The 18,489-nt window shown below is 30.6% G+C and carries 15 protein-coding genes; all 15 read right to left on the bottom strand.

What is annotated here, in order from left to right:
* Nucleotides 1-86: 86 nt before the first annotated feature.
* The gene (locus KEC93_RS19240) at nt 87-2,057 is read right to left on the bottom strand and encodes a methyl-accepting chemotaxis protein (protein WP_031276040.1); all 1,971 of its coding nucleotides are present in this window, start codon (nt 2,055-2,057) and stop codon (nt 87-89) included.
* 333 nt (nt 2,058-2,390) lie between these two features.
* Nucleotides 2,391-4,214 (bottom strand): two-component system sensor histidine kinase AtoS, encoded by a 1,824-nt coding sequence (atoS, locus tag KEC93_RS19245; RefSeq protein WP_039768477.1) that lies wholly within the window; start codon nt 4,212-4,214, stop codon nt 2,391-2,393.
* Between the two features lie 210 nt (nt 4,215-4,424).
* Nucleotides 4,425-5,951 carry an acyl CoA:acetate/3-ketoacid CoA transferase gene (locus tag KEC93_RS19250; RefSeq protein WP_023975635.1) on the bottom strand — a complete coding sequence of 509 codons (1,527 nt, stop codon included), beginning with the start codon at nt 5,949-5,951 and terminating at the stop codon, nt 4,425-4,427.
* 58 nt (nt 5,952-6,009) lie between these two features.
* The gene (locus KEC93_RS19255) at nt 6,010-6,948 is read right to left on the bottom strand and encodes a 3-hydroxyacyl-CoA dehydrogenase family protein (protein ID WP_031276041.1); all 939 of its coding nucleotides are present in this window, start codon (nt 6,946-6,948) and stop codon (nt 6,010-6,012) included.
* A 188-nt stretch (nt 6,949-7,136) separates the two neighbouring features.
* Entirely contained in the window at nt 7,137-8,462 is a 1,326-nt protein-coding gene (locus KEC93_RS19260) for a TIGR00366 family protein (protein WP_017211971.1), read from the bottom strand.
* 372 nt (nt 8,463-8,834) lie between these two features.
* A complete protein-coding gene (locus tag KEC93_RS19265) occupies nt 8,835-9,197 on the bottom strand; it encodes a hypothetical protein (protein WP_077868473.1) in 363 nt (120 codons plus the stop codon).
* Between the two features lie 577 nt (nt 9,198-9,774).
* Nucleotides 9,775-10,620, bottom strand: coding sequence for a methyl-accepting chemotaxis protein (locus tag KEC93_RS19270; protein WP_023975638.1), 846 nt, complete (start codon nt 10,618-10,620; stop codon nt 9,775-9,777).
* A 413-nt stretch (nt 10,621-11,033) separates the two neighbouring features.
* On the bottom strand, nt 11,034-11,582 hold the full coding sequence (locus tag KEC93_RS19275; protein ID WP_077868471.1) for a GNAT family N-acetyltransferase: 549 nt from the start codon (nt 11,580-11,582) through the stop codon (nt 11,034-11,036).
* A gap of 330 nt (nt 11,583-11,912) precedes the next feature.
* The gene (locus tag KEC93_RS19280; RefSeq protein ID WP_077868470.1) at nt 11,913-12,707 is read right to left on the bottom strand and encodes an ABC transporter permease subunit; all 795 of its coding nucleotides are present in this window, start codon (nt 12,705-12,707) and stop codon (nt 11,913-11,915) included.
* 18 nt (nt 12,708-12,725) lie between these two features.
* Nucleotides 12,726-13,643: an ABC transporter ATP-binding protein gene (locus tag KEC93_RS19285; RefSeq protein ID WP_111944678.1), complete on the bottom strand. Its 918-nt coding sequence runs from the start codon at nt 13,641-13,643 to the stop codon at nt 12,726-12,728.
* A 1-nt stretch (nt 13,644) separates the two neighbouring features.
* A complete protein-coding gene (locus tag KEC93_RS19290) occupies nt 13,645-14,760 on the bottom strand; it encodes a transcriptional regulator (RefSeq protein ID WP_039768987.1) in 1,116 nt (371 codons plus the stop codon).
* 532 nt (nt 14,761-15,292) lie between these two features.
* Nucleotides 15,293-15,544, bottom strand: coding sequence for a fatty acid kinase subunit FakA-related protein (locus KEC93_RS19295; protein WP_039768985.1), 252 nt, complete (start codon nt 15,542-15,544; stop codon nt 15,293-15,295).
* A gap of 294 nt (nt 15,545-15,838) precedes the next feature.
* The gene (locus KEC93_RS19300; protein ID WP_077868468.1) at nt 15,839-16,417 is read right to left on the bottom strand and encodes a DJ-1/PfpI family protein; all 579 of its coding nucleotides are present in this window, start codon (nt 16,415-16,417) and stop codon (nt 15,839-15,841) included.
* A gap of 211 nt (nt 16,418-16,628) precedes the next feature.
* Entirely contained in the window at nt 16,629-17,021 is a 393-nt protein-coding gene (locus KEC93_RS19305) for a hypothetical protein (RefSeq protein ID WP_023975645.1), read from the bottom strand.
* 810 nt (nt 17,022-17,831) lie between these two features.
* Nucleotides 17,832-18,476 (bottom strand): tRNA-uridine aminocarboxypropyltransferase, encoded by a 645-nt coding sequence (locus KEC93_RS19310; protein ID WP_077868467.1) that lies wholly within the window; start codon nt 18,474-18,476, stop codon nt 17,832-17,834.
* Nucleotides 18,477-18,489: the final 13 nt, after the last annotated feature.

Below are 18,489 nucleotides of genomic sequence, written 5' to 3' on the forward strand. Positions count from 1 at the left end.
TTCCATATTTAAATCAAATATGGAATTTAGTTGAATATAATAATAAACTTTTCACAAAAAACTTTTCATTTTTAAAAGAAAAGTATCTATAATTTAAATTTACTTATAGCTTCATGCAAGTCTTCAGATAGTTTTAGTAAGTTCTGGCTTGATCCAGCAATTTCATACATTGATGCAGATTGTTCTTCCGTTGTTGCAGTTACTGTTTGTGTTTTCTCTGCAGTGTCACCCCCAATTTTTTCTATCTTATGGATTGAAGTAACAATCTTATTACTGTTTGATGATATTTGTCCTACCGTCTCAGATACACTTCTTACTTGGGCTGCTACACACTCAACTGCCTGTGATATTTGACTAAATGCCTTACCTGTTGAATTTACAACATCAGTTCCATTTTTTACTTCTTGAGTTCCTTCTTTCATTACAATTATAACATCGTCAGTTTCTCTTTGAATATCGCCAATAAGTTTTGCTATCCGCATTGATGCTATACTAGACTCCTCAGAAAGTTTTCGTACTTCTTCTGCCACTACGGCAAATCCTTTTCCTGCTTCTCCTGCGCATGCTGCTTCTATTGCTGCATTTAGTGCCAAAAGATTTGTTTGTTTAGCTATAGTAGATATTGTATCTACTATCTGTCCTATTTCCTTTGAGCTTTCACCTAATATTTCAACTACATTTGCTGAGCTGTTAACAGCTTTTTCAATCTTAGCCATCTGGACAATTACTTCACTAACAGCTTTACTTCCTAATTGTGCAGCATTTGCAGTTTCTCCTACTGTTTCTATCATGCTATCTGTGTTCTCTGCCATATTCTTTATTTTTTTATCCATCTCTTTAATTTCAGAAGAAGTTTCATTTACAACTTCCATTTGTTTATTAGCACCTTCTGATATATTCATAATAGTTGTTGCTATATGATTTGATGCATCCGAAGTTTGCTCAGAACTTTCAGTTAACAGCTTTGAGGCAGTTGCTACATTATCAGATGATATTGAAACTTGTTCAATTAATCCTCTCAAATTTATTATCATATTTTCAAAAGTTTTAGCGAGTCTGCCAAATTCATTTTTTGAATTAACTCTCACCTTTGCAACACTAAGATCACCATCTGAGATACATAACGCCATATCTTCTATAGCCTTTAATGGTTTTAGAATTTTATTTAACATAAATAGAAATAAAATTATTACTATTACTAAAGTGATTATTAAAGTTAAAGCTGATTTATAAATTTGTTGTGTAAGTGGTCCAGTAAATTCACTTTTAGACACTATCAGACTAACTGTCCAATTAATTCCTGAAACAGGCTTATATGATATATATTGCTTATTAAAGCCATAATATTCAACATTAGTTTCACCTTTGAACATATTTTCATATATTTCTTTTAGTTTTGGTTCGATTTTCTCATCTTTTAATGGATTATATTTAAGAATTAAATCTTTATTAGGATTTGCAATTACTGTTCCATCTGTTAAATTAAGTGAAGCATAACCATTTTGTTTTACTTTTATAGAAGATATGTATTGTACTAATTCATCAAGTTTTACATTACCACCCCAGATAGCTTTAATAGTACCATTAACCTTTATCGGAACAGCAACAACTACAGCCATTTTTCCATCTGCCTTACCAAGTAAAGGATCTGATATCACTGTTTTTCCTGTAGCTAGTAATTCTTTATAATAAGGTCTTTCGCTTATGCTCCCTGTTGTACCTGTAGCCGAATACCAATCTCCATTAGCATCTGAAAGCCAAAATGCACTATATAGAGGAAGACGACTTGTTTCAGAAGACATATAATCTATTATATCCTGCCTACTCCCATTCACAAAAACTGGGCAACTTGCAATACTTTCCATCTCCGACTTTCTAATATCAAGCCACAATCCAATTTCTTTAGCTGTTGATTGAGTGGTAGAAGTCATGCTTGTCTTCACTTCTGTTTCAACCATCTGTTTCGTTTCTATATAACTTGTAACCTCCAGTACGGTCATAGATAAACAAATAATAATTATACTAACAACCGTGAGTAAAGTCTTAATACTTTTCATAAAATCATCCCATCTTTTTATAATTAATATAACGTAATAAATTACTTTTCTTAATGCATAAATACTTCAGACATTTTTTGTATTTCAAATGATACTTTTAAAATTTTATATTACAGTTGAAATCCCTATACCAAAAAGCGACATTAAAGAGTGAGATTATTTTTTGTGAACTCTATTTATTTTGAGCTACTTTACCATCAGTGCAATATTAATAGCATTAGCTTGTCATACTATTAATATTAACGTGCTCTGTTATGCAACATAATTTTATCTATTTTTAAGATTACAAGTCTTAAATTGTATTTAATATATTTTTCTATATTTAAATTTACACTATACTTCCTTAATTCCACTTTCATAAGGCAAGTATATTGTAAATGTACTTCCAATACCAACTATACTTTCGGCTCGAATGTATCCTTGGTGAATTTCTATGATTTTGTTACTAACAGCAAGTCCTAGTCCCGTACCTGTATCCTTTGTAGTAAAAAAAGGATCAAAAATCCTAGGTAAACTTTCCTGATCAATCCCTTTTCCATTGTCTTCTATGATAATCTCAATCCCTTTAATCACCCTTTGTGTTGTAACTGTAATTTTTCCGTTTTCTTGAGGCATAGCTTGTGTCGCATTTAGTAATAGGTTAACTAAAACTTGTTTAATAAGCTGAGCATCAACTGAAATAGCTTCAATTGATTGATCAAAATGTGTTTCTAAAACAACAATCTCCTTTTTTATACTCGGTAAAAGTAAAAAAAGAGAATTTTCCACAAGTTCGTTGATATTGATTGATGTCACATAGTGTTTTGAAGGTTTAGCAAAATACAAGAGATCTTCAATAACGCCGTTAAGACGATCAACCTCTTTCAATACAACGTTTCCAAAAATCCGTGTCGAATTATCCTTTGGCAATTCATCCACCAAAATTTGCACACTCCCTGAAATAGCTGATAGAGGATTACGTATTTCATGAGCTACACCGGCAGCAAGCTCTCCAACTGCGGCAAGACGATCTAATCTCCTTACATAATCCTCAAAAGCCTTATGCTCTGATAAATCTTTGAAAACTAAAACTACACCCAATACATTATTATTATTACATAGCATAGATGTGCTGACACTAATTGGAATAATTGCACCGTCCGAACGAGTAAATTCTGCTTCATATCCCATAATTTTTTTACCGACACGTAAAGTTTCTAGCACTATGTCAAGAACTTTAGCATTCCCGGAGAATAGATCTTTATAATTAACTCCAATCACATCTTTATTTAATCCCATAATAGACCAAGCAGCAGCGTTTATCTCTGTTATCTTTTCATCATTATCAATTGTAATAATTCCATCTACCATACTCTCCATAATAATTTCTGTATGTGAACGTGTATTCATTAGACTTTGAGCCATTCCATTAATGGCAGAAGCAATCTTTCCAAATTCACCATTAATTTCTGGCAATCGTTGACTTAAATCATTGCCCAAACTAGATAGTCCTTTAATAATACCATTAACGGAATTAGAAACTCTATTTGCTAAAGTCATACTTATACTTAGCCCAACAACTAAAGCAATAGCCAACCCTTCGTACATCACAATTTCCATCTCATTTATTTGACGCTCTATGCTTTCAGTCATTTCATTAGCCCATACGTATCCGATTACATTATTATTTCGAATGATCGGAACCATGGCATTTAGAATATTTCCTCTAACCATCTTACCACTTGCAGTCAAAGGTATCCCCTTTTCCATTACTTCCCGGCCCAAATGTTCTTGACTTATTGATTGTCCAACCGTAGTGTCATATTCAGAACCTGGTCCATATGTAATAATACAATCGAGATCTTTAGAATAATACCCAGCTCCTACTCCGGGATTTCCCGAAACAATTTTTTCCGTAACTCCTGATAGTCTTTGATTAAGTAGTCGTACCTTTTCGTCATGCGAAGCACTCTTAGCTTCTATAGATAATAAGGATTCAAAATCACCTTCCATACTAGCATCTAAAGTTCTTGCTATTCCATAGAGCTTGCTTTCCTTCTCTGAATTCATAGCTTTTTCCGCACTATAAATTAGTATATAGCCACTTCCAATAAGCGGTACTACCACCGCAAGTGCAAGAATAATTATAAGCTTATAACGCATACTAAGAAGCCTCATCAGGATACCCCCATAAATATTAATATTTTATACATATATCTCATTTATAATTATGATATTTCTACATTTTCGTGTCAAGCAAGTGCAAATCCTTGCGGCATAATAATTAGATTACCCCACTAAGTAAGCGTTTGTGTTGAAATCTACTTAGCAGGGTATTTATGGACAAGGTATATTCTTCGAATTGCAATTAAGAACTTATTAAATCAACTATTTAAACATATTTTCATCCATAAGCTTTAATTCAGGAGATATTATTGGCTTAAAATCCATATTATCTAGAATATCCTTTTCTAAATTTATTCCTGGAGCTATTTCTTCTAAAAGTAACCCCTCTTTAGTTAACTTAAATACGGCTCTTTCTGTAACATAAAGGACAGTTTGTCCAATACTTGATGCATATTCACCACTAAAAGTAATTTGCTCGACAGCATCCACAAATTTCTTAGCCTTACCTTCATTTTCTATTATTAATTTACCTTCTCCAATTTTTACTTTTAAACCACCAGCTGTAAATGTGCCACAATATATTAACTTCTTAGCATTTTGAGTTATATTAATAAACCCACCACAACCTGCAATCTTAGGTCCAAACTTACTAACATTTATATTACCCGATTTGTCACATTGTGCTAATCCCAAGAAAGCTACATCAAGACCGCCTCCATCATAAAAATCAAATTGGCTGGATTGGTCCAGTATGCAAACCGGATTTGTTGAAGCTCCAAAACTTAGTCCACCTGCTGGTACGCCACCTACTCCACCTGGCTCTACAGTTAAAGTCATTTGATCTGCAATACCTTCTTCATTAGCAACTATAGCTATTCCTTCTGGTATGCCAATACCTAAATTAGTAACAGCATTTGGTACTAGTTCCTTAGCACATCTTCTTGCTATTACCTTCCTTTCATTAAGTGGTAATGGTTCTATTGAATCCACTGGTACCTTAGTATCTCCACAATATGCTGGATTAAAGTTTTCACTAAAAGTTTGCATTTGGTTTTCTGTTGATGCAACAACTATAGCATCAACATATATTCCTGGGATTTTAACTTTTCTTGGATCAAGTGAACCTTTAGTTACAACCTTTTCAACTTGTAGTATTACTATCCCCCCTGAATTTTTAGCAGCTTGAGCCATTGCTGTTGCATCAAGTGTTAAAGCCTCTTTTTCCATTGTTGCATTTCCGTCTTCATCTGCATAAGTAGCCCTTAAAAGTACAACATCTATCGGAAACGCTTTATATAGCAAATATTCCTTCTCTTCAATATTAACTACTTTTACAATATCCTCTTTTGTAATTTCATTAAGTTTACCACCTTCAATTCTAGGATCTATAAATGTTTTCAATCCAACATGAGTAATTGTTCCCGGCTTTCCAGCTGCAATGTCTCTATACAAATGTGATATAACTCCTTGAGGTAAATTATATGCTTCTACTTTATTTTCTAAAGCTAGTTTTTGAAGCTTTGGTGTCAATGCCCAATGTCCCCCTATTATTCTGTGAACTAACCCCTCATAACCAAGGTGATTTAATCCTCTATCTTTACCATCACCTTGACCAGCTGCAAAAACTAATGTTAAATTGTTAGGAACATGCCTTTTTAAATATTGTTTTTCTATTTCTAATGTAATTTGTTCTGGATGGGCACATCCAACAAATCCACCTACTGCAACAGTAGCTCCATTTTTTATTAAATCAACCGATTGTTCTATAGAGATTACTTTTGACTTCATAATTAATCCCTCCCACTTTATCTTACTTTATTTATTCAATAGCCTTAATTACTTCAGCTTATTTTTTAGCATCTCTATCTAAGAAATATAAAAGCACTTCCGCACGCTCTTTTTCTTTACTTTCTATAAATTCTGGTGACCAATTATAGAATCCTTGTTTACTCTTCTTTCCTGAGTTCCCTGATTCAACCATATACTGCATTAACTTAGATGGCTCAGTATAACTGCATAAATCTTTAAATAAGTATGAAGAAATATTATTGAATATATCTAAACCTCCTAAATCTGCACTACATAATGGTCCAGTAACAGGAAGCCTTCTTCCATGACCATACTCCATGGCTTTATCTACTTCCTCAGGCTTTGCCCAGCCTTTTTCTACTATATATAAAGCTTCTCTAAGCAACGCTAATTGTAGGCGATTTCCTATAAACCCCAAACATTCCTTTTCCATACGAACAGATTTTTTTCCTATAAAATCAACCCATTTCATAACTTTTACTATTGTATCCTCTGATGTTTTTTCTCCTGGAACTACTTCAACTAAAGGAATTAATTGTGGTGGATTCCAAAAATGCGCAACTGCTATTCTCTCTGGATTTTTTGTATATTTAGCTATATCTGTTGGACTTAATCCTGACGTATTAGTTGCTAAAATTACACTTGGTGGACAAAGCTCATCTAATTGCTTAAATATTTCTTGTTTAAGCTCTAAATCTTCTGCCAACGATTCTATTATAAGGTCAACATTTTTAGTAGCTTCTTCAATACTTTTAACTCCTTTTATTTTATTTAGGATTTCTTTATACCCACTATCTTCTAACTTTCCTTCAGCTTTCAAAAGATTTAAACTAGCCTTTATACTATTAAAGCCTCGTTCTAAACTTGCATCTGACCTACCATACATAACTACATTTAACCCAGCCTTGGCAGAAAATAATGCTATACCATGTCCCATAGTTCCGGTACCTAATACTGCTATATTCTTTATATCCATTTTTATCATCCTTTCTCTCCATATATTTAATTTTCCATATAATAATGTTAGTATAATCAAACTTTAACCTTGCAGATTTCAGACTATAGTCTGATACTATTAACTGATAAAAATACGTATAAAATCCGCAAGTATCAAATAAGTTATAAGGGCTAGATTTAAACGTACTTTTTTACTTCTTTCAATTGTTAAAATAAAGCTAATCCAACACCAAATATTAAAGCACCTACAATTAAGGTTGTTACACAAAATCCCATAATATCACGAACTTTAAGACCTGCTATAGCTAAAGCTGGTAGTGCCCAGAATGGTTGCGCCATATTCATCCAAGCCTCACCATATGCAATTGCCATAGCTGCTTTCCCCATATCTGCACCAAGTGCTTGCGCAGCTGGCATTATAAATGGCCCTTGTACAACCCAATGTCCACCACCAGATGGAACAAAGAAGTTAATTATTCCTGAACTTAAAAACGCAAAAATTGGGAATGTATGAGTATTTGATATACTAACAAAGCCACTTGTAATCATTCCACCTAATCCTGACAAATCCATCATGCCTTGTATACCCGCATAGAAAGGAAATTGTACCATTATACCAGCTGTTCCTTTTGCTCCATCAACTATAGCCTGCATATAAGATACAGGACTACCATGAAGAATGATACCTGCAAAGAACATAATCATATTTACAGCGTTTACATCCATAGAACCACCATTCATGAAGTAATAAACCATATAGCAAACCCCAAGAATACCAATTAGCCATGCAATAATTCTGCTGTTTTCAACGCGTACTGCAAATGTTTTTTCAGTTATAGTATCAGTACTAGTCTCATTTGCTGCCTCTGCTGCTAATAATGCTGGGTCAATCTCCACAACATCCTCATCTTTAGGCATCATCATTCTTGTCATTAAAGGTAATATTATTATTAAAGCAACAGTTATAAAGATATTAAACGGAGCAAAAATAGTATCACCTAGCGGAATTAATCCGATTGTCGCTTCCATTGGATTCCCTTTAGTTGCTGCCAAAAGTGGAATTGAACCAGATAAGCCTCCATGCCAAGTCATAAAACCAATATAGGCACACGCGATCAATAAACGATAATCTGTATGTCGCACCTTTTTGGCAACTTCTTTTGCAAGTAAAGCACCAACAATTAGACCAAATCCCCAATTAATAATATTAGCAACCGCTGCAACAAATGTAACAAGCATAATAGCTTGAGCTGGTGTTTTAGGCACTCCTGCAATCTTTTGCAGAATACGTTTAACAGGTGGTGAACTAGCCAATGCATTACCAGTGACTAAAATTAACGCCATTTGCATACCAAATGCTAGAAGATTCCAAAAACTCTTACCCCAAAATCCTATCATATCAATTGGAGTATGGCCAGTAAATATAATACCTGAAATAAACATAATCAATGTTAAAATCATTGCAAAAACAAGTGGGTCTGGAAGAAATTTTTGAACAATAGCTGTAAAAAATTTAGATAATCCTTTTATCATTTTTTTGCCTCCCTATGTTTAATATTTAACAAACAAGCTTGCTTTGTTACTACACTTTATTTAATAAGCAAAACATATGCCAAATTCATATTTCTAAGAATTAAAAATAACTTTTAAACAATTAATGTCGTTAAAAAACAAATTTTGCCTTATTAAGACACTTTGACGATTTTATGTTAAGAAAATTTTTTCAAAAATTAAAACATAAAAAAGCGAAAAAGTTCACACTTATATTTATTTCCAAAAATAAGTGTGAACTTTTTATACAATATCTGTGCAAAACTATGCGCACTTTCTATTTAATGTTTATTCTTCAAAAATACTTAATTACTACTGGTCAAGAATATTTTTTTGATCAGTAGCGCATTTATTTTAATCTTTAGTATCCTTGCGAATTAAATATTTTTCTATCTTTCTCACAATTTTACTTCTTATCAAATAAAAATAGGCAAAGTAAATTACGATATATATGTACATTGAAATCTGATATCTATATTTATCAGCATAAAGTGAAATTAAGACGCCTGCATAGAGGATAATAGCTGAATATAAATTTAATTTTCCTAAATTACTCAAGTACTCATTAACATTTGTAATTTCATATATCTTTTCTGTTTTCGATAATTTTTTATTAATTATAGCTTCTGGTTTTTTAAATATGTAAAATACTCCGTTAAGAGCATATATTAAAAATATTATTGAACATATAGCTAAAGTAAAAATATAAAAATTCATAACTATCTCCTTCCATATATATATTGTAATTAATTTTCTACATTCTATGTTTACTTAAGCATTTGACTTGCTAGAGTTCAAGTGCAAATTTATTATTTCAGCGTATATACAGATAAACAACTTAGGAATTTTATTTATTAGATGAACATATTTACAAGGTTTCTAAAACTTTAAGTTCGTATCTTCACTAGAAATCATAAATATATTTGTGTAGAAAACATTTGAAAATGAGCTGTTAAAGGTTCTTAGCTGTAGGTTGTTCCATTTTAGCTTGTGAAGTGAGAGTCCAAAATTTTATTTTGGGTTCTCGAACTTCCTCAGTGAATGTAATGAGTCGAGCTTCCCTAGGAAAGTTGGAGCATGCTAAAGTGGATACAACCTGTTGCTTAGAAGCTTCAGCGATATTTTCATAGCTTTTCGGAATCAAAATATTTATGATTTCGGTAAGTTATCACATAAATGCAGTTTTAAATTTAGGTATCTATATATTATAAAATTCCTAAATAAAAAATATCGCAAATTCATATGAATACCGCGATATTTTAATATCTATATTATTTATTATTGTTGCTTAAAATTATGCAAATCTTTCAATAAATTCATTTAATCTTTTTAAATTAGCATTTATACTTTCAATAGTAGCACTTATTTCTTCAATAGCTGCTGCTTGTTCTTCACTTTCTGATGCTGATTCATTTACAGCTCCAATTATAGTATTTATTGACTGATTCATATTAATAACAATATCATTTATTGTTCTAGTTGATTCTTTACTTTGGCTTGCAAGCTTTCTGATTTCTGTTGATACAACATTAAATCCTTTTCCATGCTCACCAGCTCTTGCAGATTCAATAGCTGCATTTAATCCTAGTAAATTTGTTTGATCAGCGATACTCTTAATAATTTCTATAGCATCTGATGTTTTCTTTGAAGTCTCCATAACATCTTGAGCCTGCTTTAGAGTCTTTTGTCCAGTTAGAGCAAAATTTGAGGCCGAATTAGCTAATTCACTAACACTTGTAGAAACTTGATCTAATGATTCTGATATTTCCGAAACACTATTTACCAATCTAGTAGTATCATCTAAATCAATTCCATCGCTAATTGTTCCAATAATCTTCCCTTTTGAATTTCTAATAGGTATTGATATAACTTTTATTTCTTTGCCAGATACATTTGTATCACCTTTTTCAAGTCTTCCACTTCTTAAAGAATCTTTTATAACATCTAATGGTTCAGAGCCAGCTCTAAGTTGCAACTGAAATTCCTTAGGATCTTCATATTCGATATATTTTTCAGTATCTGTTAATCCAAATGCTGTATCATCTCTTGATAGATCGTTAAGATATGGCAAAACAATAGAAAATGCCTTTAAAATTTCCTCGTCCGTTAAATTTTCAGTTAAATGTTCTTTATATCCCATTATAATCCTCCTCAAATATTTATATTCACCTATACTATCTTCTTAATAATATTAATAATTCTACATAAGTAGTCAAATTCCTTTATTATTTTGCAAATATCAATCTATTTTCATTAATATAATTAAACAATAAACTATAAATAATATTGATTTAATCTCAAATAAATCTCTAAGTTATCTTTATAATTTGAATGTAAATAAATTATAGATTTCATCTTCTATTTAGTTTGTTAGTAAAGCTTCTAATATTTTTCTATTAACCCCAGATTCTGTAACATTACACCACTGTGCCTAGCAGAATTTTATCTAAACAAAAACTACAATTTCATTTTTTTATTATATAACTTAAAATACACACACAACAAAAATAACGCTTTATTAAGAATAAGCGAATAATATTAAATCTTGAATACCTATAAATTTTTCATCATTAAATATTCTGTGTAATATGATCCATCTTTTAATTTAAAAGAGTTGCTTCTTGTCCCATACTTTTTAAAACCAAATTCTTCATATAAGTTTATTGCCTTATAGTTATCACTTGCTACCTCTAATTCAACTTGTTCAAATCCTACTTTTTTTGCATATTTTAAGATTTCAGTTAACAAAGCTTTTCCAATACCAAGATTCCAAGCTTCTTTGATAACTGCTATTCCAAAATTTGCTCTGTGTGAAACTTTAATCATATTTCCAATAATACATATACTTGAATTTCCAACAAGTTTATCATCAATAAATGCTGAAATCATTACATCCTTATTACTTTCATTAATGTCATTGATGAATTTTTCTTCATCTTCTATAGTCATAGTAATTTCTTCTGTATACCTAAGCATATAGTCTGTTTCTGATGATGCCTTTCTTAAGTAATCAATTAATTTCTCTGCATCCTTTACATCAGGACTTCTTAATATGCATTCTTCTCCATTTTTCAATTTTACTTTTTTGTCTTCAAATATCATAATTAACAACTCCACTCATTATAACATAAGTCTGTCCAAACTTTATATAACATTTTGAAACCTTACCATATTATAACACAAATTTAAAACATCACATTAATTTACAAGAAAATCTCCTTATTAGATTATGTATTTCTTATACTTTTAAAAGTTATTCATAGATTTCACTCCGATCTAAATTCCTATAGAATAAAATAATGGTGAAGAAGTACTGCAAGAAATTTGTTTAAAAACAGATTTTATCACAGTATTTTTTCACCAAGATATCACTCTATTAAATTTTAAATAAATACTTTCATTATTGAATCTAAACTTATAAATTTTCTTATTTTAAATTAACTTTTCTGGAATGAACTTTGAAGAAATTCTCTTTATTAGAGCATAATCAAGTATTAATAGAACTCCTCCTGCTACAATCATTATAAAATTGCTAAGTAATAGTACTCCTGTCATCTGACCAATTAATACAAGAATAACTGGAATTACAAGAAGCCCGCTTATTTGTTGTGCTTCCTGGAAAGTTTCCGACTTTGCTGACACCATAACTGTAAGTATTAACGATAGCAAATTAATTGCAGGTGAAAGCCAAAGTATAATTATCAACCATTTTATATCTGGAAAGATAAGTCCGCCAAAATATATAAAGCCACCTATATTAAATATTATTCCAATTGCTATAAATGAGATCAAAGTCACAATATACGATGGAATAAATACACCTAGAATTTTAGCTCTAAGTAATTGCTCCATTGATGTTGGAGTATAAAGCAAAGACTCTAGAGTTTTATGTTCCTTTTCTCCTACAAAACTACTAGCCCCAATAACTGCTGAACACATTATAGGTATTATAAGAAAGTATGATGGAAACATGAAGTTTATAGCCACTTTTACCAGTAATTGAGCTGGAGTGTATGTTGTATATTCATAAGGTAATTTCCTTATAAGAGGAGCCATTTTTGTAATAGTGCTTGAGTCACTTCCTATAAAATTTGCACCTATGAGTATTCCAAGAGGCACTATTATTGTCAAGATAATTGGAACAATAGTCATAGGGAGAATTACTCGTTTTGAACTTACTAACTCATTTATGTCTTTATATATAAGTGCTTTTTCATTACTCTTCATATTCTAATCGCTCCTGATTTATAAAGACACATCATCAGATGTACCTTTTATATATTTGAAATACAGTTGTTCCAAAGACCATTTCTGCTGCATTGCCTCATAAATTTCTCCATCATCTTTCATAATGCTTTGTATTAGAGTATTTACCTCTTGGTCTCCTGAAATAGGTTTGCTATATATATCATTTCCTTCATAGATAAATCCAAATTTATCAGAAACATTCTTTCCTCTAATTTTTAGTTGAAGTTTTGCATTTTTCTTTGAAGCAAGTTCATCAAAAGTGCCTATCCCAAGGATATTCCCATTGTTTATAAAACCATATTGAGTACATATATCTTCAGCATATTTTAATTGATGGGTACAAAGAAATATTGTAACTTCGTTTTCTTCTGCAAGTTCCTTTACAAGCTTTGTAACATTTAATGCGTTTTCTGGATCTAAACCAGACGTTGGTTCATCAAGAAATAAAATTTTCGGATTATGAACTAATGCTATAGCTAATGAAACCCTCTTTCTCATTCCTGTACTAAAAGATTTCACCTTCTTATCTTTTACCTCTAGCAGCTCTAATCTTTTTAATATAGAATCAGTACGTTCATTGAGTAAATTTTCTTTAACTCCGTGCATTTTTCCAAAGAATATTAAGTTTTGTTTTGCAGTGAGATTCTCATAGCAACTCGAACTTTCAGTCATAACTCCACATAATTTATGAATTTCAATATTATTTTCCAAAACAGGAATCCCTAAAATTTCGGCATGACCAGATGTTGCTGAAAGAATTCCATTAAGAATTCTAACTGTTGTAGTTTTTCCTGAACCATTAGGTCCAAGAAATCCAAATATCTGGCCTTTTGGTATACTCAAGTTTATATCATTCAAAGCATTAGTCTTTCCATCATAAGACTTGTTAAGATTCTCTATATTTATTGCATTCATTTTATTCATCCAACTTTCTCTTCAGTTTTTTAACAAGAAATTTGTACTTTTCATCTTCTCTTAATGATACAAATGCCGGATTTTCAGTAATTGCAGAGGCAAAATTTTTCTTTATTGTTGTCTCATCTACAGGAGTGCTCGTTCCAATATAGCTATTATCCTCAAGCCATTTATCAACCTTAGTAAAATATTCATTTCCTTTAAATTTCAATGGAAACTTTATTTTGCAGACAATATTTACATACTGCTCCAGAGCACATATGGCCTTTTCCTTATCTTTGTGAATTAAATAACCTTGTGCTGCAACAATATGAATTCCTAAAACATCATTTGTCAAAATCTCATTAAGATTAAAAGACTCAATGATCTGAATACCTTGAGAATAAATTTTTTCAAACAAAACTCGCTCCATAATATTTATTGAAAGATAGTTGTTTAAAAGTCTTAACATGTTTATTACATTATTAAATACTAGTATTTGATTGACCTCATTTGCTTTATCTATTTCTCCCTGCATCTTGTATGCATTAATTAGCATTACATCCTCACCACTATACGGTATTAATTTATTATCCAATAATCGAATAACTTCTTCACTATTTCCTAATAACATTTGTGCCAATGCTTCCATTGTATTTGAACTCTTTATTTCAGAAATATTATCTGATTCTTCTTTTATTCTCTTGCTTAATAATATACATTTCTGAAAAATTTCTTTTTTTATATCCTCAGTTTTTGCTAATATAGAATAATTTATTAATAACTGAATCATTGAAAGCAAAAAAGGAAAGCAGGAATAGTATTTTTTTATTAACTTCTCACATTTATTTATTACTTCATCAAATGGTTTTATAGCGAATTCATTCGAAAGTTCCTTATAAGTCTTTTTAATATCTTCTTTTGTAAGCTGCGGGGAATATCCTAATAATTCATCAACCGAAATATTAAAGTAAGTCGCAAGCTCAGGAAGAAGTAAGATATCAGGATAACTTAATGCAGATTCCCATTTAGAAACAGATGCTTTAGAAACTCCAATATAATCTGCTAATTGCTCCTGAGTTATTCCCTTCTCTTTCCTCTTATAAGCAATACATTCTCCTATATTTAACTTTTTCATATTCCTCACCTCTAATAATATTTTATGTGTTTCTACATTTTCCGTAAATGGATTCCTAGTTGATATTAGTAGAAAAAGTTAACCTACAAGAAACTTAATTATAGATAAACAATATATAAGCTAGACTTATGCAATAATCCACCGAAAGTAAAAACATTGTTATTTCACAGGACTATGAAAATTTCGCTGAAAGTGCTAAATTGCAGGTTGTTCAACTAATGCTTGCTCCCAATTTCATTGTGACAAGCATTAGTTGAACAACCTACGATTAAGATCTTTTAACAGCTCATTTTCAATGCCTGCTGCATAAAAATGTTTCTACTTTCTAGTATTATATTTATTGCAAATTATAAATCAAATTCTTAAGTTGTTTATCTATACTAACTTTAAACTTCACATTTTTAGATATAAAAATACTCCCATTAAAATAACAGATTTTTATTTTTTATCTGTTTACCTTAAATGGAGCATATCATCTTCTTTGAATAATACGATTTTTCAGCATTATATTTAATTTCAATAATTCACTGTTTTAGCCTTTGAGTCCATTTGCTTGTCGCTCCATATTTTCTATGACAACATCATATATCTCCCCTAAAGAAGCACAATACTTAAGTACCTGCCATGGAGTATTTGTATGGAAGTGAATCTTAATCAATTCCTCATCTCCAACTGCAAGCAGAGAATCTCCCTCAATGTTTTTTGTTATATATTCATTTATTTCATCTTCTGAAAGATCTTTTCCTTCGATTAATAATTGCGTATCAAATTTATATTCAAGCATATTTTTTTCTCCTCTTCGTCTTTAAATAAATTATCTTAAAAATATAATAAACTTTAAAGCATATATTTCTTATACTCTCCTTAATTTATAATATTATTAAGGATTCTAATTGGATAAGAACTTATTGCTTTATCTGAGCATACTTTTTAAGTATTGCCAATTTTCTTAGTCTAAAATTCATAATCCAAAAAATTAATACGGTAATGAACGGGAGAACTAATTTAATTGAGTCTAATTGAGGAACTTGCGTAAGACATGCTCCAATTATTAAGTCTCTTTTCGAAAATTATCCACTTATAATCCTTTAACTTCTTTTTCGAAATTATCCTTATCTTCTTGGTTTTCAAATAAGTTGAACCAATCACATATCTCTATTGCAAAGTCAATAAAAGCTGTTCCCTGAGCAGTTATTACATTTTTATCTCTCACTACTCTTTTAGAAACAAAATTTTCTCTTGGAAATGGGTCATTTTTTCCATATATATCAATATGCTTTTGTGTCCATTGGTTAATAGGCGTAGTATACTTAACATTATTTAAAGCTCCAGACTTTGCTAAAAAAACGGTTCCTGCTCCACATATACCGCCTACTAATTTCCCCTCCAAATATATTTTATTGATAAGCTCTATTAATTCAGGCTTAACTTCACCATACCATCCTCCAGTAATTATCAACCCATCTACATTATAATTTAAGACATCTTTAACTAATTTATCTGGTTTATATAAGAAACCAGAGCGTCCTTCAATCATTTTATCTTCATAAGAGATAGTAATTATTTCTTTACCTGCCTCTGAACTTAGTAAATGACTGATAAATGTAACTTCATAGTCTGTCATTTCATCAAAAATGAAAAATAATATTTTCTCCATATAATCCCCTTCTCTATGTTCGTATTCATAAACTTTCCTATAATCTAGTTAGTTAGAAGTATGTATTTTAACTTAAACACCATCATTAAAATAGGGTGCTATTTTTGCATCAATATATATGTTGCAATTCACGATGCACAATTCACAATTTCGGCTAAAATTCTTGTAATATTGTTACAATTATGATGAATGATTATTTTTGCAATATATATTACGAATCACATTCCTCTTTAAAAAAATATCTCTTGGACGGAAATGCAATTATGAGTCCTAACAATGATTCTATAATATTTGGAGTATTATATGGATTGCTTGTCTTCATGGCTATAAAGAACATAGATACTGCTAAAAAAAATACATTATAAATTATGATTTCTAAGTATGCCCATTTTTTAAGCTTAAAATATCCATAGGCTATTGTTAATAGGACTATCGCGCTTAATACTCTGAGCGCACCATCTAAAAAATTATACATAGGAATGGGATAAACTCCAATATTCTCCATAATGCTTTTCATAGGTGAAATTGATATTATAATTAAGGCTACATAAAGCAGACTCATGTCTCCAATAAACATCACTATCATAGGTAGTTTTCTTTTCACGTGCACTCACTCCCCCGTATTCTATAATAATTTACAATAAACTTCCATCACAAATAAATTATAACATATATTGTAAATGTAGTTTTATTATTCTCATATTTATAGATATCCTAACTAAAACCTGAACTTATGCATATAACTCTCCGAAATGAATAATATACTTTTGTTCCGGTTGGGATATATTTCATAATATAAATCTAACTTATAATTAGCTTATCTATATAAGTTACATATTGATAACAATACATATCTACTGTTTCAATTTCATGAATACCAGCGATATTGAAATTTTATAAGTTTGAATATCATTGTGGAACGCTATATATCAAATACAATCTCAAAATTATACAAAAAGATCCCAACTTCACAATATGAATTTGAGATCTTCTATCTTAACTTCTTCAATATTTTTAAGATTGCTTATAATGCGAGTATATCTTCTATAAGTAGCAACTATCAATTATGTACATTGATATGGATAAACAATTTAATAATTCGACTTATTAGATTGATATATTTACAAAGTTGCTAAAACTTTAATGTCATATTTTTACTAGAAATCATAAATATATTTGTGGAGAAAACATTTGAAAATGAGCTGCTAAAGGTTCTTAGCTTTAGGTTGTTCCAGTTTACTTGTCAAACTGAAAGTTGGAGCATGTTAAACTGGATACAACCTGAGGCTTAGAACCTCCAGCAATATTTTCATAGCTTTTCGGAATCAAAATATTTATGATTTCGGTAAGTCATCACCTAAATGTAGTTTTAAAGTTGGATATCTATCTATAGTGAAATAACAATCTGAAAACCTTATATATTTATGTCTTTTAGCTCTACTCCACTAACCCCTGCTTTAAAACTTCTCATAAATAAATCGAAAGTACCTTTAATTAGTTGTGCATTCTCAAACTCAGAATTTAACTTAAGTACTTCAATTACTGCTTCGATAGTGCAAAGTTCTCCTTCTGAAGCACCTTTTCTTAAAGTATATTCTGATTTATTAATTGGATTTAATGATATTCTTGGAAGCTTCTTTAAGTAATCGCTCTTTCTTAGTATCTTCTCTGCTTCTTTCCATGTGCCATCTAAGATAATAAATGCTGGAATTTTTTCTGAATCTTTGCATTTAGACTTTCTTTCTACAGGCTCATCATCATCCATAGGGAACAATATATGTATTTCATAATCATCGCTATTAATATATTCGATTAATTTTTCAGGAGTCCTTACTCGCTCCCAAAGAATTAACTCAGTTGATTCTGGATTCACCAATTTCAATAATCTAGCGGTATTTGAAGGCCTACGAAATTCTCTTTCTGTTGATAATATCAATATCTTTGCTTTTGTCTTTATTTTAGGTACAATATCGCAGATACAATTTATTATTGGCAACCCACATTTATTGCAACTTTCATATAACTTAGTAATTTGCTTAACTTTAAATTCAGACTCCATTTTACCTCCATTA

The organism is Clostridium beijerinckii (assembly GCF_018223745.1).
Classification (GTDB): domain Bacteria; phylum Bacillota; class Clostridia; order Clostridiales; family Clostridiaceae; genus Clostridium; species Clostridium beijerinckii.